Source organism: Psychrobacter sp. TWR1-1-1 (assembly GCF_049895865.1).
Lineage (GTDB): Bacteria > Pseudomonadota > Gammaproteobacteria > Pseudomonadales > Moraxellaceae > Psychrobacter > Psychrobacter immobilis_A.
In genome coordinates this window covers 19,679-44,654 of record NZ_JAFCTE010000016.1, presented here as the reverse complement: position 1 = coordinate 44,654, position 24,976 = coordinate 19,679, and the positions used below count along the sequence as shown (strand labels likewise).

At 38.9% G+C, this 24,976-nt stretch carries 17 protein-coding genes; 13 read left to right on the top strand and 4 right to left on the bottom strand.

Annotation, left to right across the window (positions count from 1 at the left end; translation table 11 throughout):
• Nucleotides 1-449 precede the first annotated feature (449 nt).
• From zorA to ACP69U_RS12255, 4 genes are read left to right on the top strand one after another with little or no spacing between them, the layout of a single operon-like run.
• Nucleotides 450-2,510, top strand: a complete 2,061-nt coding sequence (zorA, locus tag ACP69U_RS12270) for an anti-phage ZorAB system protein ZorA (RefSeq protein ID WP_426138660.1) — start codon at nt 450-452, stop codon at nt 2,508-2,510.
• An 18-nt stretch (nt 2,511-2,528) separates the two neighbouring features.
• Nucleotides 2,529-3,260 (top strand): type I Zorya anti-phage system protein ZorB1, encoded by a 732-nt coding sequence (gene zorB1, locus ACP69U_RS12265; RefSeq protein ID WP_426138659.1) that lies wholly within the window; start codon nt 2,529-2,531, stop codon nt 3,258-3,260.
• Nucleotides 3,261-3,265: 5 nt separating this feature from the next.
• The gene (locus tag ACP69U_RS12260) at nt 3,266-4,687 is read left to right on the top strand and encodes an EH signature domain-containing protein (protein ID WP_426138658.1); all 1,422 of its coding nucleotides are present in this window, start codon (nt 3,266-3,268) and stop codon (nt 4,685-4,687) included.
• Nucleotides 4,688-4,696: 9 nt separating this feature from the next.
• Nucleotides 4,697-7,924 carry a DEAD/DEAH box helicase gene (locus ACP69U_RS12255; protein WP_426138657.1) on the top strand — a complete coding sequence of 1,076 codons (3,228 nt, stop codon included), beginning with the start codon at nt 4,697-4,699 and terminating at the stop codon, nt 7,922-7,924.
• Nucleotides 7,925-8,165: 241 nt separating this feature from the next.
• Here the strand turns inward: ACP69U_RS12255 and ACP69U_RS12250 are convergent, their stop codons facing one another.
• Together ACP69U_RS12250 and ACP69U_RS12245 are read right to left on the bottom strand one after the other, a co-directional pair.
• Nucleotides 8,166-9,029 (bottom strand): leucine-rich repeat domain-containing protein, encoded by an 864-nt coding sequence (locus ACP69U_RS12250; protein ID WP_426138656.1) that lies wholly within the window; start codon nt 9,027-9,029, stop codon nt 8,166-8,168.
• Nucleotides 9,030-9,528: 499 nt separating this feature from the next.
• Nucleotides 9,529-10,263, bottom strand: a complete 735-nt coding sequence (locus ACP69U_RS12245) for a hypothetical protein (RefSeq protein ID WP_426138655.1) — start codon at nt 10,261-10,263, stop codon at nt 9,529-9,531.
• A gap of 244 nt (nt 10,264-10,507) precedes the next feature.
• Here ACP69U_RS12245 and ACP69U_RS12240 point away from each other — a divergent pair, with 244 nt between their 5' ends.
• Nucleotides 10,508-11,221 carry a hypothetical protein gene (locus ACP69U_RS12240; RefSeq protein WP_426138654.1) on the top strand — a complete coding sequence of 238 codons (714 nt, stop codon included), beginning with the start codon at nt 10,508-10,510 and terminating at the stop codon, nt 11,219-11,221.
• 107 nt (nt 11,222-11,328) lie between these two features.
• On the opposite strand, the gene ACP69U_RS12235 is transcribed toward ACP69U_RS12240, so the two are convergent.
• On the bottom strand, nt 11,329-11,589 hold the full coding sequence (locus ACP69U_RS12235) for a hypothetical protein (RefSeq protein WP_426138653.1): 261 nt from the start codon (nt 11,587-11,589) through the stop codon (nt 11,329-11,331).
• 315 nt (nt 11,590-11,904) lie between these two features.
• Between ACP69U_RS12235 and umuC the strand changes: the two genes are divergently transcribed.
• From umuC to ACP69U_RS12220, 3 genes are all read left to right on the top strand, one after another.
• Nucleotides 11,905-13,215 (top strand): translesion error-prone DNA polymerase V subunit UmuC, encoded by a 1,311-nt coding sequence (gene umuC, locus ACP69U_RS12230; RefSeq protein WP_426138652.1) that lies wholly within the window; start codon nt 11,905-11,907, stop codon nt 13,213-13,215.
• A complete protein-coding gene (locus ACP69U_RS12225; protein ID WP_426138651.1) occupies nt 13,216-13,530 on the top strand; it encodes a S24 family peptidase in 315 nt (104 codons plus the stop codon).
• Nucleotides 13,531-13,724: 194 nt separating this feature from the next.
• The gene (locus ACP69U_RS12220; protein WP_426138650.1) at nt 13,725-13,928 is read left to right on the top strand and encodes a hypothetical protein; all 204 of its coding nucleotides are present in this window, start codon (nt 13,725-13,727) and stop codon (nt 13,926-13,928) included.
• A gap of 117 nt (nt 13,929-14,045) precedes the next feature.
• Here ACP69U_RS12220 and ACP69U_RS12215 read toward each other — a convergent pair whose 3' ends face one another.
• A complete protein-coding gene (locus ACP69U_RS12215; RefSeq protein WP_426138649.1) occupies nt 14,046-14,942 on the bottom strand; it encodes a competence protein CoiA family protein in 897 nt (298 codons plus the stop codon).
• 111 nt (nt 14,943-15,053) lie between these two features.
• Here ACP69U_RS12215 and ACP69U_RS12210 point away from each other — a divergent pair, with 111 nt between their 5' ends.
• The 5 genes from ACP69U_RS12210 (at nt 15,054) to pglX (ending at nt 24,969) form a co-directional block, all read left to right on the top strand.
• Nucleotides 15,054-16,121, top strand: coding sequence for a hypothetical protein (locus ACP69U_RS12210; RefSeq protein ID WP_426138648.1), 1,068 nt, complete (start codon nt 15,054-15,056; stop codon nt 16,119-16,121).
• 135 nt (nt 16,122-16,256) lie between these two features.
• On the top strand, nt 16,257-17,045 hold the full coding sequence (locus tag ACP69U_RS12205) for a BrxA family protein (RefSeq protein WP_426138647.1): 789 nt from the start codon (nt 16,257-16,259) through the stop codon (nt 17,043-17,045).
• The gene (locus ACP69U_RS12200) at nt 17,029-17,586 is read left to right on the top strand and encodes a hypothetical protein (RefSeq protein ID WP_426138646.1); all 558 of its coding nucleotides are present in this window, start codon (nt 17,029-17,031) and stop codon (nt 17,584-17,586) included. Before ACP69U_RS12205 ends, ACP69U_RS12200 begins: the two co-directional genes overlap by 17 nt.
• A gap of 9 nt (nt 17,587-17,595) precedes the next feature.
• Nucleotides 17,596-21,261: a BREX system P-loop protein BrxC gene (gene brxC / locus ACP69U_RS12195; RefSeq protein WP_426138645.1), complete on the top strand. Its 3,666-nt coding sequence runs from the start codon at nt 17,596-17,598 to the stop codon at nt 21,259-21,261.
• A gap of 12 nt (nt 21,262-21,273) precedes the next feature.
• Complete coding sequence (gene pglX / locus ACP69U_RS12190; protein ID WP_426138644.1) at nt 21,274-24,969, top strand: BREX-1 system adenine-specific DNA-methyltransferase PglX; 3,696 nt, start codon at nt 21,274-21,276, stop codon at nt 24,967-24,969.
• The last annotated feature ends 7 nt before the right edge of the window (nt 24,970-24,976 follow it).

Sequence of the window (24,976 nt, the reverse complement as noted above, 5' to 3'; positions counted from 1 at the left end):
GTGGTCGATGCCAATCCGTAACTGGACGTCTGCTCTGAATCGTTTTATGATTATGTTTGATGACCGTATCAGTAAGCATTTAATCTAAAGGGCAGTTACACAGAATATGGGATGGGCTCCATTTTTAACCCATTTAGATTATTATCGATTGAATTGATGGCACGCCCTAGACGACTATATCCTGGCTTGAAACATTTTCAACCTTCTACCTTAGTTGTGAACTCTCAAAACTATCTGTTATTTACTAAAAATTATTTGCTAACCGTTTTCTAGTCATTTGTTTATGTTACCATTCTCTTTTTATAAGTTACAGCTTGTAATTAAGTGTATGGACTACTTTCAAGCATGTTTTTGACGTAAATGTTTATTATCCAATTGAGCTGATTCTAATTTGGTTTTAATAAATCATGTAGCTTTTAATCTTTTATTCGGTGGCATAGGTGATATTGATGGATTGGTTCAAAACGGCGCAATTTGTGCAAGAATTTTATATATTTCCTATATTGGTTTCTATCTTATTGATATTAATATTTTTAATTTTTATTTTCAGTTATTTGGTACCTGCTGTAGGATTAAATAAAAAACTCTCACAATTGGTGGGTGATTTAGAAAACATCAATCGTGATGTCAATAAAGACTCATTAGACGACAAGTTTGATGGCAACCCTTCTTTGAAGCAAGCTTGGATAAGTTATAAACAAACCTTTCATAATACTTATGAAACAGTGGATGGCGAAGCTAAGGTAGCTTATTCAAGGGCAACGGTGCCCAGTGAGGTGTTTTTTAGCGAAGCCATCATCGTTGATACTCCTCTAAAAGTAGAGTTTTATAGGCACTTACCCGGTATGATTACTGGTGTAGGTATTATCGTGACATTTGCCGGCCTGTTGATTGGATTGTTAGCGTTCGACCCTGCTGGCAACCCTGACAAGGTTCAAGACAGCTTGACATTATTGCTAAAAGGCGTGGGAGAGGCTTTTATGGCTTCTGGATTGGCTATTGCAGTCGCTATGCTGATTACACTTCTTGAGAAGTTTTGGCTAAGAAAATGTTATGAGCGGCTGCAGCGCTTACATGCCGCCATTGATGATACCTTTACCTTTGATGACAGTGGCGAAGAGTATCTTGCAAAATTGCTTAAATCTTCGGAAGCCAATGAAACCAATGCGCGCCAGCTAAAAGATAGCTTAGTTAATGATTTAAAAGCTATGATGATTAATTTAGTTGAAGAAAATAAAAAGAATCAGACAGCTTTTGCGACTCATTTGAGTGACTCTTATGCTCAAACGAGCCAGTCGATGGCAACCCAGATTGGCGATTCGATTAAAGATAGCCTTCAAGATCCTTTAGATAAGATTGCCTTGAGCGTGCAGCAGGTGAGCGGCGACCAAGGCTCAGCTGTACAAGACCTTATGACTGATGTGCTAGCCGCGTTCATGAGTAAGCTAGAAACGACATTTGGCGGTCAAATGACAGGTATGAGCGAAATGATGACTCAATCTGTCACGGCTATGCGTGAGATGCAGTCAGGATTTTCTCAATTAATGACAGACATGCAAACCAACAGTGAGGTTTCGACCAAAACGTTAGAGACCCAAATGGCAAAAATGATGGATGATATTCATCAAAAGCAGAATGAGATGTCTATCCAAATGACTGAAATGGTAGAAAATCTATCTGCAGGTTCGGCCAAGATTGGCGATCAAGGGCTGCATGCTGTTGAGCAGCTGAATAGTAAAGTGTCAGAAATGGTGTCGGGTTTAGGTACTTCAATGTCAGGTTTGCTATCAAATGTGGCAGAGCAACGTATCGATCAGGATCGCCAAATATTAGACAATCAGCAAAAATTGAATGAGCAGTCATCCATATTGATTGATAACTTAGGCAGTGAAATTAAAGAGTTGATTGTTCATAGTCAAAATGCCGTTCAGAGTCATAAAGAAAGCATCCAAAAACTCTCTCAAGTGACCACCGATAGTATTACTGGTATGAATACTGGCGCAGAAAAGATGCGCTTAGCCTCTGAGCAGTTTACGACGGCTGGTAGCTCACTAATCACAGTGACTGGTAAAACCTCAGAGCTTATTGCAGAGGTTAATACCACTTCAACCAACATGACCAGTGCTAGCAGCAACCTCATCGAGTTGATACGAGATTATAAGAACTCTCAAAACAGCGTTAATATTGCCATTGAAACACTAGAGAGTCTTATTCAGCAGTCAAAATCTGAAGCTGGCATGAGTAGTAAAATGCTTAATGATATGCAGAATATGACCACAGCTTTAGACAAAGTGAAGATGGAAATGCAAGAGTATCTATCAGAAGTGAGTGATGTTTTGGTGAAGAGCTTTGATAGCTTTGGCAGCTCCGTTGAAAACAGTCTAAATCAGTCGCTAAAGTCTTTTGATAACACACTTGACCAATCCATTAAACGTCTGGCAACCGGCATTGAAGGCCTAGGTGATGTAGTAGAAAACCTTGAAGACCTTACGCAAAAAACCAGACGCTAATTCGGGAGTGTATCGCTAATGATTGGTAACAGGTACGCGAAGAAGCATCGTTCAAAAGATGAGGGTGAAAAACCTTTTTGGATTTCATTTGCCGATTTGATGACAGCGCTAATGACATTATTTTTGGTAGTGATGGCAGTATCTTTAATGGTCGTCACTAAGAAAATTAATGAAGCCACACAAGCAGAGAAAGAACGCAGTTCAGAGGTATTAGATATCTGTACTAGTATTAAAGATGACCCTACTTTAAAGAATCAGCTGATCACCGTAGACTGCAAAGAAAACCGTATAAATTTTGGTGAAGCGGGTCGGTTTGGGTACAACGATTATCGATTGAATGAAGAGGGTATAAAAGCGCTAAGTGCCTTGGTGCCAGTTGTCTTAGAAGCTGCTAATAGTGAGAATGGCAAAAAATGGTTTAAGCAAATTGTGATTGAAGGTTTTACAGACACAGATGGATCGTATTTATATAACCTAAATTTAAGCTTGCGTCGTTCGGAGTGGGTGATGTGTAGCTTGTTGGATCCCACATTTAATCAAGATCTGGATTTAACTGACACGCAAAAAAATCAAATTAAACAGCTGTTTCTAGCGGGCGGTGTGTCATTTAATTCAGCAAAAGACAGTAAAGAAGCCTCGCGCCGTGTAGAGCTACGAATGCAATTCTATGGTTTAAAAGAAAAAGACAGTGCTGAGGCGCAGCCGATTTTTGTTTCTGCTCCTATTGAAACCTGTCAGCTGGCAAGGTGAATGTGATGAGTATCGCTATATTAAAACAGAGGCTGAATCAGAGTGTCGATAATTTTTCTGAAGCCGACCAAGTACATAATAAATTTGCCAAACCGACCAAATTAATGAAGACATTAGCGCTCATTGAACGTAAATTTGATGATATGGAAAATACGCAGCCTATCGAAGAAAAAATTGCCAAATCGATTTTAAAGTTAGAAGAGCATGGCAAAGACTATTTGACAAAACGTGATTGGAAGAACCTAGCTTGGTCACTCAGTAAAAAGCTTTTAAATTATGAGGATAAAATCCTTTTCACCTTTATAGGTGGCCAGCTTATTGAGCAGTTTAGCAAGATGGAGCCTCAGTCACTAAAGCCTGTTTATTTCCCGCTGCTGTATGGTTACTTTGCAGTAGAGCAAGATGAGATAAACAAGCGGCCTAGTAACTGGATCCAGCTCAGAAATATCTTAAGTAGCAATCGCTCTACGTTATTTCAAGCCACGCTTAAGCCTAAAAAATGGCTTACCACGTTAACGGATCATCCTGAAGTGCTCTCACTAGATCCTTCAAAACGATTCATTCGTGATTTTTTACAGAATAGCGATGACAGCAGAGTTAGCAATCAGTTAGAAAGTTTGAGCATTGCACCAAACAGCTGGTTTTGGGACAGTTTGGTCAACTCATCTATCAAGTCTGTTAAGACCATGAAAGAAGAGGATTACTTTAAAGTGATTCCACGTTTTTTACTTCTATTAGAAAGAAATCCAATTTATACCACCGCTATTTTAACAGCTTTACTTGAACGTTACGCCTCTACCTCAAAGCGCGCGGTCGTACACGAAGCTTTAAAGCACGTCTGTTTGACGCAATGGGATAATCCGCAATACGACTCATCAGCAGGCTGGCGAAATGTCGGTTCAGATACTAGAAAAATGGTGGTTCAGTGGTTTGTCAGAGCCGACTTAGAAGCTTTCTTCAAATTATTCAGCCAAACAGCTGATGTCGACCGCTTTGATTATTGGATCAAATTTATTGATAAGATCTCGTTCTCTCAGATATTTTTAGGCCCAGCCGCTGTGCAATCTAGACATGCTGAGCATCGAAAGTTCAGGGAACTAAACCGCGGCAGATTAAAAAATCTTACGGGTTCTACTGCTAGTAATAATGCTTTTCTATTAAAAATTGACAACGTTCATATTGTTGATTTTTCAGATACTGGGAATGCTTGCTATGGGTATAGTGACTTACCTTTTAATCTTAGTAAGAAAAACATAACGGTTCATGAATTAAAGAGCAAACAGCATTCAATATTTAAAAGTGATTCTGGTCGGGCAACGAGTTTGAGTCATTCAGGAAACTGGGAAGCAAAGTTTGATGAAAAACTCGCTGAGCTAGGCGTCTTTGCCAGCCAATCCAGTAGTCCAAAATACAAAAAACGTTATTAAAGAGCTGATATGAAACTAGCGTTCTGGAAAAGAAAAAAATCCGTTGAGCCTGCTGCTGTAGAAGCTGAAATAGCAAGTATCATGCCTTTGCAGCTGCAATACGATGATATTGGCTTAAAGCGCGGCTATACAGCTGTGGCTAAAACTGATGCAGATTTCTATTGGGAGAGCTTGGCTGATGAGGAGGTTGTCTATCAGTCGGATGATAACTATATCTTACCATGGGAAGAGCTTTTTCAGATCCAACAAGACTCTGAGCATAAGGGTGTTATTGATCTGCTCAACCTGCCGTTATCAAATGATTTATACCCGGTCATTCGTAGTGAAAATGGCCTCAGTGATTCAGATTTTCAAATTATTTTGGAAGGCTGGTGTGATAACAACAAGGTTAAATTCAAAGGCTCAGTCAAGCGTACAGGGGCAATCATTAGTCTTGCCGGTAAAGAGTATCTGTTGAGTGAGGCGACTTGGAAGCTATTAGAGAAAATCAAAGAATTCTCTCATGTCACGGATAAAAACAAATCATTAAACCAAAAATACTGGGCACAAATACGCAGTTTAGCGAATAAAAGTGAGGCGAACTTAGATGAGTTTCTGCGTAAAACTATCGTACTTGCCCCAGAGGAGTTGCAACTTAATCTCCGTAAAAACTTAGTGAGTACAGAGTCAGTGGTAGAGGTGCAGCCTGACTTTAAAGACTCGCCCTCAAATTGGCTACAAACTTTTGATAAATATAATGACGTTCAAAACGAGTATACGATCAGCTTACCAGAAGGTGGTTTGGCACACGTTATCGTCGATCCACAAGTTAAAAGTGTACTCAATGAAATTAAGAAGATGCCAAATCGTCGGATAACTGGTGAGCGTGCACAAACCTTTTTGCATAATCCTTTTGCGCAGTTAGGTGAAGATGCCATAGAGGTTATATCCCCAGAGGGCTTTGAGCAATCCAAAAAAGAAGCAGAAATCTATAGCTATCGTTTGCTAATAGATAAAACCTATGATGAATTATCACATTTTAGTTCCGCTCAATTAATATTGCATGAAAACTCAATTAGAGCACAAGACCCTATTTTTTTAGAGCTTTCAAATATAGAGCAAGTTCAACACTTTATTGCTACTTATGAGAAATCATCACCAGTGTTCCTATGGGCAGGCTACAGTATAGATAGAACAAACTATTTAGATAACCAAGTGGAAGAACTGAAAAGTGATCTAGAAGAAATTCAGCAGCATGAAGATGATTTACAAACTAAAAATGTACTAGATTTAAATAATTACAGCGATCGAGTAATTGGTATTGGTGAAGCCGAAAAATTGAGTTCTGAAGCCATTCAAAAAGATAGTGGTGAATCTGAGTGGTTACCACAGAATCTTATAGATGGGTCAGCCGACTTATCTCAATTTACTTCTGATAATACTGATGCCACTACTGAGCTACTTGAGCAACGTATCCAGCATGCAGAGGCAGAAGGCGAGAGCTTTGTTATACATCCGGACAGCAACGTCTCCATTCCATTAGATGATGCAAAAAAATTACTTAATGATCTGCGTGATTCAAAGAGTGATGACCCAGCGGAAAACGACATAGAGCAAGAGCAGCCAGAAGCTGATGGAACAAAGAAAAAATCTACCTTATTGATTGCCAATAATATCGATGAGGCTGACTTTACTAAGAAGCGAGCCGAGACTCTAACTTTTGATGAAAGCAGCCGCCCTCAGGCCAGATTGCCATCAAGTTTTAGAAGCCAAGAATTTAGTTTAAAAAAGCATCAAGAGTATGGTATCGCTTGGCTACAAAATCTATATCAGTATGCGCCAACTCAGGTTAGCGGCTGCTTATTAGCGGATGACATGGGATTAGGAAAAACTTTGCAGTTACTTTGTTTCATTGGTGATTATTTAGAAGCTGCAGAAGATAAAAAACCTGCATTAGTAGTAGCACCAGTTTCTTTATTAGAGAACTGGGAGAGTGAAATCAATAGGTTTTTTAGTGCAAAATTCGGAAAAGGGTTAAGTTTATATGGCGATAACTTAAAACAGCGAAAAATACCCAAACACCTAATATCTCCTCAATTAAGAAACGATTACGGAATAACAAATCTACTTGAAGATAATTGGTTAGGTGGGGCAGATATCGTGCTGACTACTTATGAAACCATGCGAGACCTTGAGTTTTCTTTAGGGAGGGTGGATTGGAGTATCATGATATGTGATGAAGCCCAAAAAATAAAAGTGCCTACTGCAATGGTTACTAAAGCTGCTAAAGCCCAAAAAGCAGACTTTAAGATTGCTTGTACAGGCACGCCTGTAGAAAACTCACTGGTTGACCTATGGTGTTTATTTGATTTTATACAAGAAAATCTACTGGGTTCGCTTAGTGAGTTTAATAAAGAGTATCGTCGTCCTATTGAAAAGAAAGATGATGAAGATAGTGCGATAATAGATGAGCTTCGTCAATTGATTGAACCACAAGTATTAAGACGTATGAAGCATGATGTCGCTGAGCTACCAGCAAAACACGAAGTTAATGATTGCAAAAACATTGAAATGTCAACGCTGCAACGCACACTCTATAAACAAGTATCAAATGATTGTAGAAGCTTGTCTGAACAAGGGCATAAGGGTGTTATGTTAACTGCATTACATAGTATGCGAATGATTTGCGCTCACCCTCTAAAATTGCAAGAGCAAGCAACTATCAAAGATTCACCTAAAGCTGAGTGGTTAATAGACACTTTAGAGGTCATAAAGCAAAAAGATGAAAAGGTTATTATCTTTACTGAGTTCAGACCTATTCAAGTATTTTTAAAACGTCTTCTCCTTGAGCGATTTGGATTAAATGTTACTACAGTGAATGGAGATTCGAATACCAATAGTAGAAAAGGCTTAACCCGACAGGGCATTATTGATAAGTTCCAAGAAGTGAATGGTTTCAATGTAATTGTCTTATCCACGGTGGCAGTTGGCTTTGGTGTGAATATCCAAAAAGCAAACCATGTTATCCACTATACACGCAGTTGGAACCCAGCTAAGGAAGATCAAGCAACTGATAGAGCTTACCGTATTGGGCAAGATAAAGAGGTTTTTGTTTATTACCCATCTATTGCAGCAGATGATTTTGAAACCTTTGAAATCAAACTGGATAAGCTACTATCTAGTAAGCGCAGTCTGGCTGATGATATGTTGAAACCAAACGTAGAGCTTACTCAAGAACTGATTCAGTCGATTTATTGAGTAAGATTTTTAACAATGGGCTGTAGTAGATAGGCGCCATGCTAGACTACTTTTATGAAGCTAACCGATTGTAAAGTTCTAGCAGACACCGAACTGTAGTGATCAACTAACTTAGGACTGTGTTTAAGAGAAGAAGCGCTACCCACAAAAAAGCCTGACAGCTTAGCTATCTGGCTTTTTGTGGGTCAATACTAATTTGTTTTATCCGTCCGTCATAAAGTATACTCACATACAATATCGTCTAAGTTGCCTTACTACCAACACCAGCCATAAATCGACTGACAGCCTCTGATACATCCAAGAGAGGACTCCCCTTAACATCAATTTCTTCCAATGCTTTTAGGTTGGTAATACTATCGGGCAGACTTTGTAGGCCATTGTAATAGAGTCCAAGACTTTTTAGTCTATTCAGATTGCCTATCGAGCTTGGTAGGGTTTTGAGATCAGAAGCACGTATCTCTAGTTTTTCAAGGTTTGTTAAATTACCAAAACTATCAGGCAAAGCTTTTAACGATTCATTGGCATATAGCTCAATACTAGTAAGCTTGCTTAGATTGCCAATAGCATCTGGTAACTCCTGAACCTGCGTTCCTCTCATATCAAAATGGGTAAGCGATGAGAGATCCCCGAGCTCATCAGGAAAACTCTCTAAGCTTTTTGAAAAGATATTAAGCGATTTAAGATTCTTTAGTTGACACAGTGCTTTTGGGAATTCAGTGAAATCGCAGTTCATATACACCAGCGTCTCTAAGTTCTCTAGTTGAGCAATCTCGTCCGGCAGCTCATTAAAACCTCTGAGTCTAAGATACTTTAGATTTGTTAAATTGCCGATAGCGCCAGGTAATGGCTTAGTGGACTCACTTTCGCTTTGTAATACTGACTTATTATCAATATAACTATAACTCGTCGATTTTCCATATCCCAAATCCAGTCGCTCTAACTGGCGTAAAGCTTCAGGTTCACGAGGAACGGCGCTGTCAGAGCTGCCTGCTATATTATGGTTATCAATCCAGTCCCATATCTCTATCATCCAGTCTTCAACGTGCGTATCCTGCTTGCGAATGGTGTTGTCATCTTGGTTGGTTTTATCGCTATATGCTGTCATAAGGTTACCTGTTAAATAATGATGGTTAAATGAGGTGAGTGCATTCAAATTTTTATCTGCTCTTATTGCTATGTGCCAAACTTAAGAGTCGTTAGGCACAGTAATAAAACCAAGGTAAGCCATATTTTTAACAAAGCTTAGACTACCAGTGACTGAGACTGATAAAGGTTTATGAAGCGGTTTTATGGGTTTGCTTAAAAAAGCGGAATAGCAGAAAGTGCTCATAAGACTCAGTCGCTGAGTATGAGGAAAATGATTGAGAGGTTTAAAGTTTGGATGTAATTGACTAGAGGTAGTCATAAAGAAATCTCCTGTTGCTCTGTCTGTGTCAAATTGAAACGACACAGTCACCTTACAGAGCGAAAAGGAGGTGTGCGTTTTACCAGTCTTTGTTTTTCATCGCGCTGGAAGTAGCGGTAAACCCACGATGTTTTTTTATGATAGCAAGCGGCTTATTATTTGTCAAAAGTGAAGTAGTCGGTATCTTAAAAACAGGTATCTATGATTCAGCGTATATCGCCCTCAATCGAAAAGACATAGACTCATCAGTGAAGCTTTGACTGTAATAGAGCTCTGTACCATCATAAGACGATTCAATAGCGTCTGATATATGAGATAACTCATCTAATGAAAGGCTTTGACTGCATTCTGGATTGACGAATATTCCTTTAATATTAGCAGCACTAGGCAGCTTGCTTACTAACTGCTGTGTGGCTTTTTTAATCAAATCTGACGCACAGTCACCGGTTGCGATCGTTTGAATAAATCTAAATGAATGGCTGCACTCAAATAGACTTTTGATATCATAAGCATTCAAACAAATGTCATAACGTGGGGAGTAGACATCTAGCAGCTTGATGACATCCTCTACGTCATCCGGCTGACATCTGATAACACCTTTGATGATATCTAAATGGCCAAATAAGTATTTGCACTCACTATCATCTGTTTGTATGCCTACTAAAAAATCAGCCCCTGCCTTTTCTTTAAGTGCCAATAGTGTTTGCTCATTCCAATCATCACTGGTTATAAAGTAGCCGATAATAGAGGGCACAAAATGATCCATGTCTGGTCGGTATAAGGCCGCAACAGATACCTCTCTCCAATCTGACTCTCCATTGCAGACATCTCTATTATCTTGAGGCAGATCGTGATGAGAGTCATTGTCTGATTCTATATTCTGCTTGTCCAACAACTTCTGATTTTCTAAAGACTCTTGAGTGCTGTGTTTCATATAGTGTCGTCCATGGCGTTATATGATAGAGAAAGTACATATCTTCTAAATTCAAGCTTGATTGTCATGGTAAGTGCTCACCACTCTAAACCAACTACCGTTTCTAAGCGCGCTGTAAAATCACAGGTTGTTATAGTGCTGTAATAATAGCAGGCTCTAAAGTAGTTGCCAGATGTCATTGGCTAAAGATTCGATTATAGTGGACATCTATCACAAACATCTAATCAAACGAAGGGGTCAAACCATGAAAGCACTAGGATTGTGTATTGCAGTAGGGCTGGGTTTAAGCGCTTGTGCTGGTGGTATGAGTGGTGGCACAACAGGTAATACCAACCAGAATAATAATACCAATGCTGTCACCCAATACCCTATTGAAGCTGCCATGCTCAACATCTATACCAAAGAGAGTCGCGAAACATTAACGGCTACGGTGGGCAATCAGAGCATATCAGCAGACATTCAAGTCACACCTAAAGGCCGCATGGTCTTTAATAATAAATCGGTACAAGGTGCTGAAGTGAACACCATCACCAAGTCAAATAATAAAATCATCAATCAATCGGTTGCTATCAATTACTTTACCAAGAACCCCTTGGTATTTCATGGCTTTACTGACAGCTCAGGTGAGTATTCGCTAGCCACGCAAACGTCCACGATTCCTAAGGTGGCTAGGGTAGGTGACTCTGCTGAGCTGATCACTGAAAAGGTTTATAGCGACAGCAGCATGCGTAAAAAGATAGGCACATACAAACAAAACTGGTCTTTAGCGCGAGATACCAATAACACGGCATGGTTCTGTATAGAAACCTCAGACAATCTACTACTCAGCTCTGATTCTAAAGGCACTTCTTCAGAGTGCTATAAGATTAATGCTAAAGGCGATGTACTAGCAAGTAAAGTGACACTGACGCAGCCAAATGGTAGTAATACTAAGACGGTTACTTTCAATAGTCAGTAGGGATTGTCTTTGTCCTAGAAGCCTTGAATGGCTAAGCTTGGTCACATAGCAACGATAAAAAACAGCGCCTAACATGGGCGCTGTTTTTACATCAGTAAACTGAGTGATTAAGAGTGGCGATTATGAGTGTGCTTCGCTTGGTACTTACTTTTCGCCTTTAGATGAGTCGCGGCTTTCTTTGACTGATGCTTTGATACCACCACCTTTTTCTTAACATGCGGATGTTTGTTGTTAAACTTCACGCTGGCTTTTTGATGCTTGACTTGAGTGACATGATGCTTAGTAACGTGCGGCGCCGCATTGGCTTGGCTAACCATGGTAAAGCAGGCAGTCAGGGCTAAGATTGAGCTGGTCATTATTTTTTTCATGGTGTTCTCTCGTTTCAGTTAAAAATCAGGGCGGGGGTGTTTTTATAAAGCCCCGGCTATCGACAACGAGAATGATAACGGGTTGTAGCGTTAAGTAGCTTGATGAAGATTAACGAAAGGTTACGACTGTTGCTTGTGCTCTCACTGTGTAAACACATCGCCTAAAAACCTCGCGACAACCGTCGTCGCATGAATCACATCTGCCCTTGAATTGTGCAAGCGGCTGTCCCTACAATCAAAGTCATCTTGTCCAAACATAGTTATGTGTGCTTAGGTTCACCTTATCTTTTATGCCCTTCACCTAAAGAGTCTGCCATGTATGCGCTCATCGACTGCAACAGCTTTTATGCCAACTGTGAAAAGCTCTTTCGTCCTGATTTAAAGGACAAGCCTGTGGTCGTGCTCTCTAACAATGATGGCTGCGTCGTTGCTCGATCACCTGAGGCAAAGCTATTAGGTATTAAGATGGGCGTGCCGTACTTTCAAGTCAAAGACTTCTGTGAGCACAATAACATCACTGTCTTTAGCTCCAACTACACCCTTTATGCCGATATCTCCCAGCGTGTCATGATGACACTTGAGACCCTCTGTCCAACGGTTGAGGTGTATTCCATTGATGAAGCATTTTTATACCTAGCTGATTACCCTGTCGCCATGCAAGATCTCAGTGCTTACGGGCATAAGCTTAAAGCCATTGTAGAGATGCATACGGGTATTCCAGTGGGTGTTGGCATTGGTACTACCAAGACCATGGCAAAGCTTGCCAATTATGCGGCTAAGACGTATCCCGCCACCAAAGGCGTCTGTGTCTTAGATAGTATCAGATGGATACGCCGCATCATGCAGATAACCGATGTCGGTGAGCTATGGGGTGTGGGTCGTCGTTACAAGGTGAGGCTTAACGAGATGGGCATTCAGACGGTTTATCAATTGGCTATCTGCGAGCCTGGTAAGATAAGACAGCACTTTGGCGTGGTACTCGAGCGCACCTGCTTAGAGCTAAACGGTCAATCCTGTCTGGGTATTGACAGCATAGCGCCTAAGAAACAAATCATCTCCTCACGCTCTTTCTCCGAGCGCATCACAGATCAGCAAGCCCTTAGTGAGTCAATCTGTGCTCATGTGGCAAAAGCTGCCAGTAAGCTGCGTAAGCAAGACAGCGTCTGTGCTTATATCACGGTCTTTGCTAAGAACAGCCCCTTCAGTAAAAATGAGCCTTACGTTTCTATCTCTGGTGACTATCACTTTATCACGCCTACCGCAGACACCAGAGTGATGGTCACCGCTGCTAGGCAAGTACTAAAGGTAATCTATAAAGAGGAGGTGCACTACGCGAAAGCAGGTGTGATGCTGCTTGGTATCTGCCAGCATGATGAGGTGCAGCTTGATTTGTTTGCAGAAGATCAGAGCAAAGACAACAATGGGAATGAAAGTACAAAGAAAAGAGGTGAGGTCACTGCCATCATGGATGCGCTGAATCGAAAGTACGGACAGAACAGCAATCAACAAGCGGCGGTGTTTATCGCCAGTGAAGGGATTAAAGATAAGCAGTCGTGGCAGATGAGTCGTAACATGTTATCACCGTGCTATACCACCAATATCAATCAATTGCCTAAGGTGCATTAGATGACCGTCAAAATAATCGGTAAGCTCACCAATGAAGGTGAAACGGTATTGCTGTCTTTATACAGCGATAAAGTTAAAGCGGGCTTTCCAAGTCCAGCCACTGACTATGTGCAAAACTGTATTGATCTAAACACGCTGCTCATACGTCATCCTGCATCGACGTATCTGGTTGAAGTGGAAGGGGACAGTATGGTCAATATCGGTATCTACCCCAATGACATCTTAATCGTTGATCGCTCACTGACAGCCTGTCATAAGGACATCGTGATTGCGCTGATAGATCGGCTTTACTGCCAAACAGCTGATACTGGGTGAAAACATCATACTGCGAGCGCATAATGAGAATTATGCTGATATCGTGGTCAAGGGGTCGCTTGAATTGTTTGGGGTGGTGGCGAGTAGCATTAGACGGTTTAAGCGGTGAGGGTAGGATAATAAGCGAAGTCAAATTTATAGCAGATAACACAGTAGTAACGAGCATTATTGACGTCAATCAAGGGAGCAAAACAATGACTGATAAAACTGAGCAAAATGAGTCTAATGATTTGGTACAAGGATGGATAGATAGGTCAGCACTGAATGCCATACAAATGAGCGAAGATGAGAACTACCGTCAGCTGGTGTCTGCAAGAGCAACAAATTGGGGTAAGGATATTCAAGCGAAATCAGATCAGCGGATCAGACAGTCACAAGCGCCGCATTTAGAGATATAGTTATAATCAGATGTCAGTAAAAACATAAATACAAATGATATCGTTGTCTTTAACGACAACGATATAATCAATTAAGTGCTATCTATGAGGTACTTTCATATTTTGCAATACTCCAGATTAATCCTTCGGTGACATATCCATTTCTTGCAGTCGCTGAAAGACAGTGTCTGAAAACGGCTTGAAGTAATTCCATGACTTATATTTTTGATTGTACTGACCACCCCCTTCGTTACGCCATTGCTTTAGTATCTCAACAACATCATGGTTATAGGTCACACACTTAATAGACACCATGCCTGAATTAAAGACCCTGACATCTACCCAAGCATGGTTGATGGTAAAGCGATAGATCGTATAGCCTTTATCAAAGCTTTCGTTGCTATTCTCATCAGTACTGCTCTGGCAATTATAAAGAGGCTCAGGTAATGGTGTAGGGGCTACTGGTATTGATAATAAGTTAGGTGATGGGAATATCCACTGCTTATTAGTGACGCAGTCTAAAATATGATCCTTTGCTTCCTCACTTGGCAACTCAATACCTTGCGTAATGATTTCTCTCAAATCGATCTCAACGGTCTTAATACCTAATTGCTTAATAAAATCCGCTTTATCGGTATCGATGAAAGAAGTCACAGCAACTTCAATAAACATCATTTCCCCGTCAACCGTTGCGACTATATCAGGCCGAATACAGCCAACAGCTTGTTCCTCAATCAGCTGATCAAACTCCCAAGTTTTATCCTCGCTATTTTCGTCATCAGGTAGTGATGGCAGTGTTAAATACCTCTGTTCCATAATGACTTGCTTGGCAAACTTGTGTAGGATACTTTCAGGGTGGATAGTGCAGCTTTCCTTATTGTTGAGATGCGCAAAATGATGCTCATTTTTCTCACCTTTACGAGCCACTACAGGCTCACCACATTCAAAGCAAAAACACATACAAGCCAGCCCTCGCTCGACTTGCTTAACATTGACGATTTGCTTTTGCTCATTAACAGCGATTGACATTGACATAGTTACCATCCTCTTGTTAGTTGGTTAGGAGTGAGGTAATTATGAGAAGAATTCTGCCTCTGGAACAGACTGCTATAGGGGATGTAATAGAGTTTTAATCGGTATTTATCTATGAAAAACATACACTTAGTTGTTTTTGAAGAGCTCAAAAAACAATTGCTTAATTTTCCAAGAAACACTTTTTATGATCACTGTCTAAGAATAATAGTTGACGCACAGCTCAATAAACTAAAATATTCAGATGAAGAGTTTGAGCCTGAAAAGCTATCGAGGCAAGTTATCTACGCCAAAGCCAAGGGCGTAAATGAAAATACTGTAAGCAGTGAAATCGCTAAAAATAAGATAAAAACGGATAGATTAAATATAGAGTTAGTAAAGTTTATTGAGTCACAACCAGACTGTGAACAGGCGTTTAATGATATAGGCTATTTGCCAGAAGTTATCTCATCTTTATCAGAGGGTGGTGCCAAGAACAGAACCCTCGTATGGATGAGCATTAAGGCTATTGAAAATGAGGAAGTAGATGAAGAGCAGATAGCTGGATCTGCCGTCATTGACTCTGATGACATTGAGGATGATGAATATTTAAGTAGTGTTACTTATGAGCGAAAAGCGGCTTCTGAGATTAAGCCATCTTTATTCACTCGGCTTTTCTTCAAAAAGGGTGAGCTAAAGATCTTAAGCTTTCGAGGCGTTTTGCTAATGGTTTTGCTGATGCTAAGTTTTTTATTGGATATCTTTATTGCTATATTTTCCTTACTCGTCATCTTATTGCTAAGCGACTTGCCAAATTTTAAGCTTTGGCAAGCCATACTTTTTGTAGCATTTATTCCTCTGGCTTATCTTAACTGGCGATATTTCTTTGTGCCGTTATATAGACTGCCTTATTACCGTGTTGTTAAAGCGCCTATGTTCTTTGCAAATATTAATGTCGTTAATGCAGATATTGAAATGTATTGGGATAAAGATAAGCTGAATGTAGCGAGAGTCACAGAGTTTACTGCAACTTGTCCAATTTGCTCAGGATTGATAGAGCTGGCTAATGGCAAGCCGGATCAAAAGCAGCCACTAGTAGGGCGCTGTAGAGAAGCGCCTCATGCACATGTCTATAGCTTTGATAGAATGAGCATGAAGGGGTACTTTTTAGGTGTGCCGAACTACTTATCTGATAAACTCTAAATCTTTAATAGTAAGGAACAGCGACTATATATTAGGCTCCCTTCTAAGATGCTGTTAAGATGTGAACCAAATTATTGTCTACATCCAGTTTTCATAACAAAGTTTATAGAATTCTGATAATAAGTGAAGGTGCGTATGGATTCTGAAGCTTATAGCTACGAACAGCAATATGATACTTCTATAAATATTATAGGAAGTATTAAAGAGCTAGATACAATTTCTAATCTTATTAAAGCTGAGTTATACCCAGACATTATGGATATAGAGCTGGTTAAGCGAGAGCTTGGAATTAGAACTGAAAAGAGTATTTCAAGAGTTGAGCATGGCGTCAAAAAAGCTTTCTTGTCTTTCGTTAGTGAGGAGCATGAACAGTTTTTTCATAAAATATTTAGTAAAGACCTTAATAAAGCCGATATGTCATTCATATTGTATTGGCAGCTTTTAGTCATAAACCCACTCTTTCGAGAGATAACGAAGGGACTGTTTATTAAGTATTATTTTGAAGGTCGGGTGCACATCGATACAGATGACGTTTTAGGATATGTTGTAGAGCTTAAAAATAAAAATGAAACAGTAGATTGGTCTGAGAGCACGATAAAAATAATTGCCAATAAGTATCTTAACCTGATGGCTAAATTTGGGTTCTTAGAAAAAAAAGGTAGAAAAAGAGTTTTTGTATATGCCACTTTATCGCCTGAGCTACAAGTGATAGCACTGTATTTTTCTAGATTTTATCCGTCTGGAAGTAGTAGTGTTCTGTCTAATGAGTTAGCGAAGCTAAGCTTCATCTCACAAGATGACTTGGTTCATAAGTATAAGAAGCTATCAAAAAATGGATTGTTTGATATGAGCTTTAATGGTGAAGCCTTAGCATTTAAATTGAATGATGATATTGAGAGAGTAATTGATGTCTTATACGGGTAACTATCAAACCAGATTTGCAAGCTTAGACGATGCACTTAGAAATAGTGATCAAATCGTTAGAAAGGCTAATGGTGGCAACAGCATCTTGTTCTCTTACCTCCCAGAAAAAGAGCAAGAGTATATCTCAGGTGCCAGACAGCACTATGGTGATAAATCTGAGTTCAAAGTAGAGTTTATCGATATTAGTAAACTGCTTGTTACTTTTATTGATAGGGATGGTTGGGAGGATTTCTCCGCTTACTATAATGACATGAAGCCTAGCCACATTGTTTTTAAATCAGATGATCCAGAAGAAGACCTGTTTGACTTGATTATAAAAGCGATTAAAACAGCTAGTGCTAATGGTAGGATACCGTTTTTAATACGGAGCGGCTGCCTCTATGGTACTGGAATTGAAAACGTAAATATTATGGAACACAGAGATGTCATGAGCCTTCAGCATCCTTTAGTCATATTTTATCCATCAGCAATTTCTGAAGACAATATTCACTTTTTAAACTTTAAGCCAGCATCTAAGTACCGCTGCACTTTGGTAATGTAAGGAAAAAACATGACAACTATAAAAGACATACTTTTATTAGATCTTAATGAAGATATTAAAAACGTGATTGATCTTGAGGATCGGTCAGAGGCAGAGATCCAGCAAGAAATTGAGTCTTATATTGTTACTGAAGGGATTGGTAAGCACTTAGGTGAATTTTCTGATGAGTTTACCTCAAACATAAAAGAGACTGGTGTTTGGTTGTCGGGCTTCTACGGTTCTGGTAAGTCATACTTTGGTAAAATGCTTGGTTATATTATCGATAATCCCATTATTAATGGTACCCCTGCACGAGAGCGTTTTATCCCAAGATTAAAAGGCGTAACTGATGCCAGCCTTATCGAAAACTCTATTCGAAATTTAGATAAGATTAATAGCCGTGTCGTTTTTTTAGATGTTGCAAAACAAAATACGGAGCGTGGTCTAGCTTTTACGCTATTCGCTAATTTATTAAAGAACTTAGGTTTAAGAGACGACATCTATGGCTACATGGAGTTCGATCTTCTGATTGAGGGCAAGCTTGATGAGCTTAAAGCCATAGTACAGAGAATTGAGTCAGAGCCTTGGGATGAGCTTAAAAAAAGTAACCGTAGAGTTGCTGGAGTCATGCGTAGAGCTTATATCGAAATGGGTGATAGCGAGGATGATTATGAAGATACCAAGAATATATACAGTGCTGCGATAGATGATTTCTCGGCCAGTAAGTTTAAAGAAGCGTTAAATAGTTATTTTAAATTTAACTCTGACGAGACTTTAGTGTTTATTTTTGATGAAGCCAGTGAAGCTATTAGTCAAAAAAAATTCACACTATTAGACCTAGAGGGTATTAGTGAAGCGCTTTCAAGTGTTAGCAATAAAGTTTGGACGATTGCTATTGCCCAAGAAAAGCTTGATGACGTCATTAATAACGCAAACATAAGTCGAAGTAACTTAATAAAAGTAACGGATCGCTTCAAAACCAAGATTCATCTTGAATCAACCGAAGTAGATATTATCATTCGTAGTCGCCTACTAAAGAAAACAGAGCAAGCTAATGCAGACCTAATTGCTTACTATAAAAAGAATGAAGGTCTCATTAGTGATGCTACTAATCTAAAGTCTTCATTTCCAACGATAACAGAATCAGCCGATGACTTCGCGATTTACTATCCTTTCCATAAGTATCAATTTGATATTTTACAAAAATTCCTATTCAGCTCAAATGCTTTAGTAGCTACACAGGTCGCTGCTCGTGGGATGATTATTACTACGTTTGATATCTTACGCAAGCAGATGCGAGACAAGGAGCTATATGCTTTTACTCGAGGTTTTGAGATTTGTGATCAGGCTCAAACTGCACCACCAATCGATCTAGTGAATAAATACGATACAGCTAAAAAGACACTTAGAAATAGTGATATCGAAATTGATGGTGAACAGTTACTAAAAACCATACATTTACTCTCTGATTCTGAAGTGGTTGAACCAAATCTAGATAATATTACCAAGAGCTTTATTTCAGATATAACCAGCTATTACGACTATAAGCCTAAAATTGAGTCAGCTTTGGGTCTATTGCTTGATGCGAAAGTTCTACTGTCTTCTAATAATAATTACAAGATTACCTCTGACCTTGAAGGTAAGATGCTAGAGGAGATGAATAGTTTTGACATTGAGTTATTCAGAAAAAAGCGTGAGCTCACTAAGCACTTAATTGATTATAAAATATTTAATTCGGTAGCATCTTACAGTGATGGTAGCGATCCCTTTAAGTTCCATGTAATAACAGACTCAGGTGAAGAGTTAGTTGCATCAAACGATAAAGCGCTAAAAATTGTTGTTTATAGCTTATTTAATATTAATGAGGATAGGCAGGATGTCGTCGAGCAATTGAAGCTTGATACACAATATCAAAAAGATACTATTACTCTGATACCCAAAACTTCTGACTTTTCTCAAATCGATAAGTTAATAGGTGAAGTTGAGCGTTATAAACATATTGAGGATAAGTACTCAAACGAAAAAGATATTAATAAGCGTCAAATTGTTCGACAGTTTCAAATAATTCGAGAAGAAAAACAAAGAGCGCTAAGAGTGTTAATCGAGGATGCCTATTACAACGCTACTCTAGTTTATATGTACAATGATGATCTGCTAGATAACGATGGTTTCAAGAGTGTTATAAATAGTAGTCAACGGGATGCAGTGAAGAATATCTTTACCAAGCGTTTATCAAACCAGCTGTCTGAAAGCTTAATTCCTAAGATCTTTAGCGCACACAAGGAGAGTGTCAGCGATTTATTTACGGCAAATGATTTTCAGTTTTTTGACAAAAACGGTAATTTTATCGGTGATAACCTTAAAGTTGTTGAAGAGCTGAATGCTAAAATCAAAGGGCGCTATATAGATGGCAAGTCTTTAGAGAGTGATTTTTCAGGAGCACCATGGGGCTATACCTATGGAACGTTAGCGGCTGCGCTTGCAGCTTTGCTTCGAGCTGGTCGCCTAACTGTTAAGTTTAATAATGAACCTTATTTTTCACATGACCAGAAAGCAGTGCATGAGGCCTTTACTAATACTACTAAGTTCAAGTCTGCTTCTTTTAAGTCGATTACCGCTAATTTAACGGCTACACAAAAGAGCCAAGCTGTACGGTTATTAATGGATCTATCAGCTGAGGATTATGTTGATAAGAAAATTGACTGGAACATTAACGATTTTGATCTAGCTGAAAGTATTAGCGCTATGGCGACATATTTTATTGGCGCTATTAACAGCCTTCATAGTACTGAAGAAAATTTCGATGAAATGTTCCCAGCAGTAGTTGAGCTAAAAACTATATTACAGCCTTTTTCTGGGAAAGTGATAGAGAGTAACTATATTGATAAAGTTGAATTGCTCTTAGCTAATAAAGATGAGTTTAGTAATGCTATTAAGACGATTCTAAAAACACAGAAGTTTGTCAAAAACAACCTGCCAAAAGTAAAAGGTTTCCAACAGTTTATTGATAGTGTCAAACAAGAGCTTGCAAAGGCAGATCGTAAGAATGTAGATATCGAAGACGCGTCTCAAAATTTTGATCGTCTATTTAAGCAAGATATAGTAAGAAACTTCGGTGAGCTACAACAGCAAGTACAGGTAGTGAAGGATGCTTACTATAAGCTCGTTAAAACGGCTTCAGAAGCAATGAGCCACGAGTATAGATCACTTCAAGGTAAGGTTGATGAAGCGCAGCGTGAGCTTCAAAAGTATCCTGCTGAACCTAACAAGCGAAACCTACAACAATTGGATTTAATAAAGAGTGCCGTTGACAAACGCGTGGTTGGTGAACCTACTCTAGGCTATAGTACCAACTGCTCAAATAGTGGTTATTCATTGTCTGATATTTTGAATTACACTATTCAAGCACCTCTAAAAGACAATGATCTATTGATCCTAAAAAGTGGCTTTATTAAAGAGTTGCCACCACAGCCAGACGTCTCAGAACTTGTCACTAATATAGAAAGTAATCACGAGAATGACTCTGATCAATACACACCACCAGCACCCAAAAAACCTCGCAAGGTTGCTTTTAATCTACCGAACCGTGTAATGACTGTGCAGGACTATAAAACATTTTTAAGTGACCAACTGCGTGCGCTAGTGAGTGCAAAGCCAGAAGATGAAATCGAACTCGAAATAGAAATACAAGACTAAGGTAGAAATGGAATGAAGTTAGCTGATCACGTAGGGCAAATAAGAGAACTGATAGAAGCCTCTTTTGACAAACAGTTTGCTCGATTAGGCTTTGGCAAGACTAAGCAAATGGACGACGACAAAGTTGCCAACCTACCTGACGAGGTTAAAGCTAAGCGTGAACGTTTTGTCGCTATGCTCGATAATCATATCAGTGAGACAGGTAGCTACGAGAGTGGTCGTGAAAAGCTTTTAGATGAGCTAACTTTTACCCTATTTAACCGCCTAGCTGCTATCAAAGTCATGGAAGCAGCTAACTTATTCCCACCTATTTTAACCAAGCAGGTGGAGCATGGAGACCGCTCACTTGGCCATAAAATGTGGTTAGAGATATATCCGCACATGCGTGACGAAGAGCTTGAAGGCATCCGAGACTATATTAAGTTTGCCTTTGATGAGTTAGGTGGGACGCTACCGCTCTATAGTAAAGCGTACGCCTATGCATTACTGCCAGATACTATCAGTCTCAACGATATCATTGATCGGTTTAATGCAGTCGAGAAAGATGAACAAATCACTAGAGAATATGTTGATGGTATTTGGAACAGCGATGATGTCTTAGGTTGGATGTATGAAAGCTACAACAACCAAAAGAAACAAGCCCACAAAGACAGTAAAGATAAAACTGAATACCATAAGGTCTCACTGCAATCGCAAGTGTATACGCCACGTTGGGTAGTACAGTTTCTTGTTGAGAACTCACTGGGTAAAATGTATCTCGAAATGTACCCAGATTCTGAGATTAAAGACAATCATAGAATTGCCAACGCACCTTCTACTCAGACTCGCACTCTCAAGCCATTACATGAAGTCAAAATCATTGATCCAGCTTGCGGCTCAGGTAACTTTTTACTGTATGCCTTTGATTTCTTCTATGAGCTATATATCGACCAGATAGAAAACTATAGTGCTGATTATGATGAAAGTGATATACCCAAGCTGATTATAGAAAATAATCTGCATGGTATTGATCTTGATGATCGAGCCATTCAGCTAGCCCAGCTTGGTCTATTTATCAAAGCTAAGAAGAAGCGCAGCAGTATCGGTGAGATAAACTATAACATCGTCTCATCAGACTTTTACCTGCCTGAATATGATCGTGTCCGCCAAATATTCGAGCAAGGTAATACACTAAATAAAAACCAAAAAGAGTTGATAGAGAAGGTCTGGAGTGATCTGCAGAACGCTTATAAGTTCGGCTCTCTAGTGAAAATCGATGAGCAGATACAGGAGCAGCTAAGAGCTGTTGAAGAGCGAGCTCATGATGATTTATTCGCAGCAGCGGATTTAGCTGAGCACCAAAGCTTTGCTGAAACCTTCTTTAAGAACTTGTCTGAAGCCGTAGAGCAATATGCACGTACAAGCAGTGATACATTTTTAACTAGTCAAACCCAGGATGCTATTACGTTTCTTGAGCTGTTAACTATAAAATATGATGTGGCAGCTGCTAATCCTCCTTATACAGACAGTGCTGACTTCGGATCAGAATTAAAGAAGTTTATTAATGATAATTATAAGAAGCCGTATAAATTCAGTGCTAATCTTTATGCGGCCTTTGTAAAACGTTGTTATGAACTAACAAATGATAATGGCATGATAGCCATGATTCATCCGCATACTTTTATGTTTATTAAGTCATTCGAGGATGTTCGTAAATTCATTGTTAATAATACACATATTGATGTAATGGTTGATTATGGTTTAGATCGAGTCAATATGTTTGGGCCAGGAATATTGCTAGATGCTACTTTTTATGTATTAAGTAAATCTGATAGTGAAGATTATGGGTTGTATTTTAACCTTACGAATAATCTTCAAGAAAAGTTTAAGAAAACAGTATTCTTTGATAATTTAACTAATGTTATAGAAAGTTTAGACAGTGAGCGTGCTTATAAGTTAGATCAAGCGAAGCTAAAGCTAATCGATTCATGGCCTTTTATATACTGGATATCTGACGAGTTTAGAAAGAAGTTTATATCAAATACAGTTGGAGACATAACTGATGTTGCTCTCGGTCTTAAAACTGCAAATAATAACAAGTTTCTCCGATTTCATTGGGAGATTGATAGTAATAAAGTATCTAAGTCTTTAACGGATAAAAAGAAATGGGTTCATTATCTTAAAGGTGGCGAATTTAATAGGTGGTCAGGTAATGAGTGGTTAGTAATTGAATGGGAAAATAGTGGAAAGAGAATAAAAGAACAAAAAAATTCACAACAAATAGAAAAAGGTCTTGCTTTTAAACAAGGGGTCACTCTTTCAACTAGATCTGTTAAAGGAGTATGCGGTAGGGCGTTTACTGAAAATAGATTGTTTGATATGGCGGCTAGCTCAATTATTTATCGTAATAATAAAGAAAGTCTTTATTGGATTGCCTACTCAAACTCAAAACTATTTAACTATGTACTCAATTGCTTCAATCCTACTGTTAATAAGCAGCCTGAGGATATTAGAAGGCTTCCCGCTGTAATATCATATGACTGTGATGTTGATGCTCAAGCTTGTATCAAAATAAAATTAGAGCTTCAAAAAACAGAACTAATAAATCCAGATTTTATACAAACACCCATCGAACATCTTAACAATAAAAAAGATATTAATATTAAAGTTAAAGAATTCTTTAGCTTTGAAAACTATTTGTTATCTCAAGTTGCTATTCTTGAGGCAAGAATTAATAAGAAAATATTTGAAATTTATGAACTGACGGAAAAAGATAAAGAAATGGTGCTCGTAAAAGAAGGAGTTAGTATTGGCGAACTTCCAATATCAGAAGAGGCTCATCTAGCTTATTTATCAGAAGAAGCAGCAAAAGAGTTTCCACTGAATGATATTAAACAGTTTATTAGTGCTTTACCTTTAAAAGAATTTACAGAAGAAGAGCGTGAAAAAATAGAGTCGGGTTTCCCTACACTTTATCAAAGCAATAATAACTTAGAAGAGTTTTGTATTCGTCATCAAGTAAACCCTATCAACGTATGGTACTGGTTTAAGCAAAGTAATGTGATACCAAAACAGCGTATGAATACAATGGCTATGGAGTTTTTAGCAGACATGATCCGCAAAATTCTTATTGAAGATGAGGATGGTATTGTTTCATTAATGCCAAATTCTGGTGGTAAGCAACTGCTAGACTTGATAGAAGAAAAGTTCTACGAAAAAGGTTTTAGCACTGCTCAGTATTCTAATTTTGATTCGGTGCTTGGGCGACCACTCAACGATTATATCAATAAATACTTTTTTGCAGAGCTATCTGATCATCTAAATTTATTTATGTATTTACCCAAGACTCCCTTTATCTGGCACTTAACCAGTGGTCCAGAGCAGGGGTTTGATTGCTATATTATTATTTATAAATGGAGCCGTGATAACTTGATGCGTCTTCGCTCAGTCTATATTGAGAATCGTGAACGTGCCCTACAGAATCGTCAGAGTGACCTTGCTGAGAATGAGAGTGCCAGTGCTCAGAATGAAAAAGACCGTATCTTTAAGCAGTTGAAAGAGATTGAAGTCTTTAAGGGTAAGATTGATGAGTTGCTAGAAGAGGGTTATAACCCAATCCTAGATGATGGCGTAGGTAAGAATATTGCACCATTACAGCAGAAAAAAATGCTGGCTTACGATGTGCTCAATGCTGGACAACTAAAAAAATACCTCAACGCTGACTGGTAAGGATTAA

Bases quoted from the DNA above. Each gene is read 5' to 3' on its own strand.
- zorA (WP_426138660.1), top strand. From the start codon at position 450: ATGGATTGGTTCAAAACGGCGCAATTTGTGCAAGAATTTTATATATTT.
- zorB1 (WP_426138659.1), top strand. From the start codon at position 2,529: ATGATTGGTAACAGGTACGCGAAGAAGCATCGTTCAAAAGATGAGGGT.
- ACP69U_RS12260 (WP_426138658.1), top strand. From the start codon at position 3,266: ATGAGTATCGCTATATTAAAACAGAGGCTGAATCAGAGTGTCGATAAT.
- ACP69U_RS12255 (WP_426138657.1), top strand. From the start codon at position 4,697: ATGAAACTAGCGTTCTGGAAAAGAAAAAAATCCGTTGAGCCTGCTGCT.
- ACP69U_RS12250 (WP_426138656.1), bottom strand. From the start codon at position 9,029: ATGACAGCATATAGCGATAAAACCAACCAAGATGACAACACCATTCGC.
- ACP69U_RS12245 (WP_426138655.1), bottom strand. From the start codon at position 10,263: ATGAAACACAGCACTCAAGAGTCTTTAGAAAATCAGAAGTTGTTGGAC.
- ACP69U_RS12240 (WP_426138654.1), top strand. From the start codon at position 10,508: ATGAAAGCACTAGGATTGTGTATTGCAGTAGGGCTGGGTTTAAGCGCT.
- ACP69U_RS12235 (WP_426138653.1), bottom strand. From the start codon at position 11,589: ATGAAAAAAATAATGACCAGCTCAATCTTAGCCCTGACTGCCTGCTTT.
- umuC (WP_426138652.1), top strand. From the start codon at position 11,905: ATGTATGCGCTCATCGACTGCAACAGCTTTTATGCCAACTGTGAAAAG.
- ACP69U_RS12225 (WP_426138651.1), top strand. From the start codon at position 13,216: ATGACCGTCAAAATAATCGGTAAGCTCACCAATGAAGGTGAAACGGTA.
- ACP69U_RS12220 (WP_426138650.1), top strand. From the start codon at position 13,725: ATGACTGATAAAACTGAGCAAAATGAGTCTAATGATTTGGTACAAGGA.
- ACP69U_RS12215 (WP_426138649.1), bottom strand. From the start codon at position 14,942: ATGTCAATGTCAATCGCTGTTAATGAGCAAAAGCAAATCGTCAATGTT.
- ACP69U_RS12210 (WP_426138648.1), top strand. From the start codon at position 15,054: ATGAAAAACATACACTTAGTTGTTTTTGAAGAGCTCAAAAAACAATTG.
- ACP69U_RS12205 (WP_426138647.1), top strand. From the start codon at position 16,257: ATGGATTCTGAAGCTTATAGCTACGAACAGCAATATGATACTTCTATA.
- ACP69U_RS12200 (WP_426138646.1), top strand. From the start codon at position 17,029: ATGTCTTATACGGGTAACTATCAAACCAGATTTGCAAGCTTAGACGAT.
- brxC (WP_426138645.1), top strand. From the start codon at position 17,596: ATGACAACTATAAAAGACATACTTTTATTAGATCTTAATGAAGATATT.
- pglX (WP_426138644.1), top strand. From the start codon at position 21,274: ATGAAGTTAGCTGATCACGTAGGGCAAATAAGAGAACTGATAGAAGCC.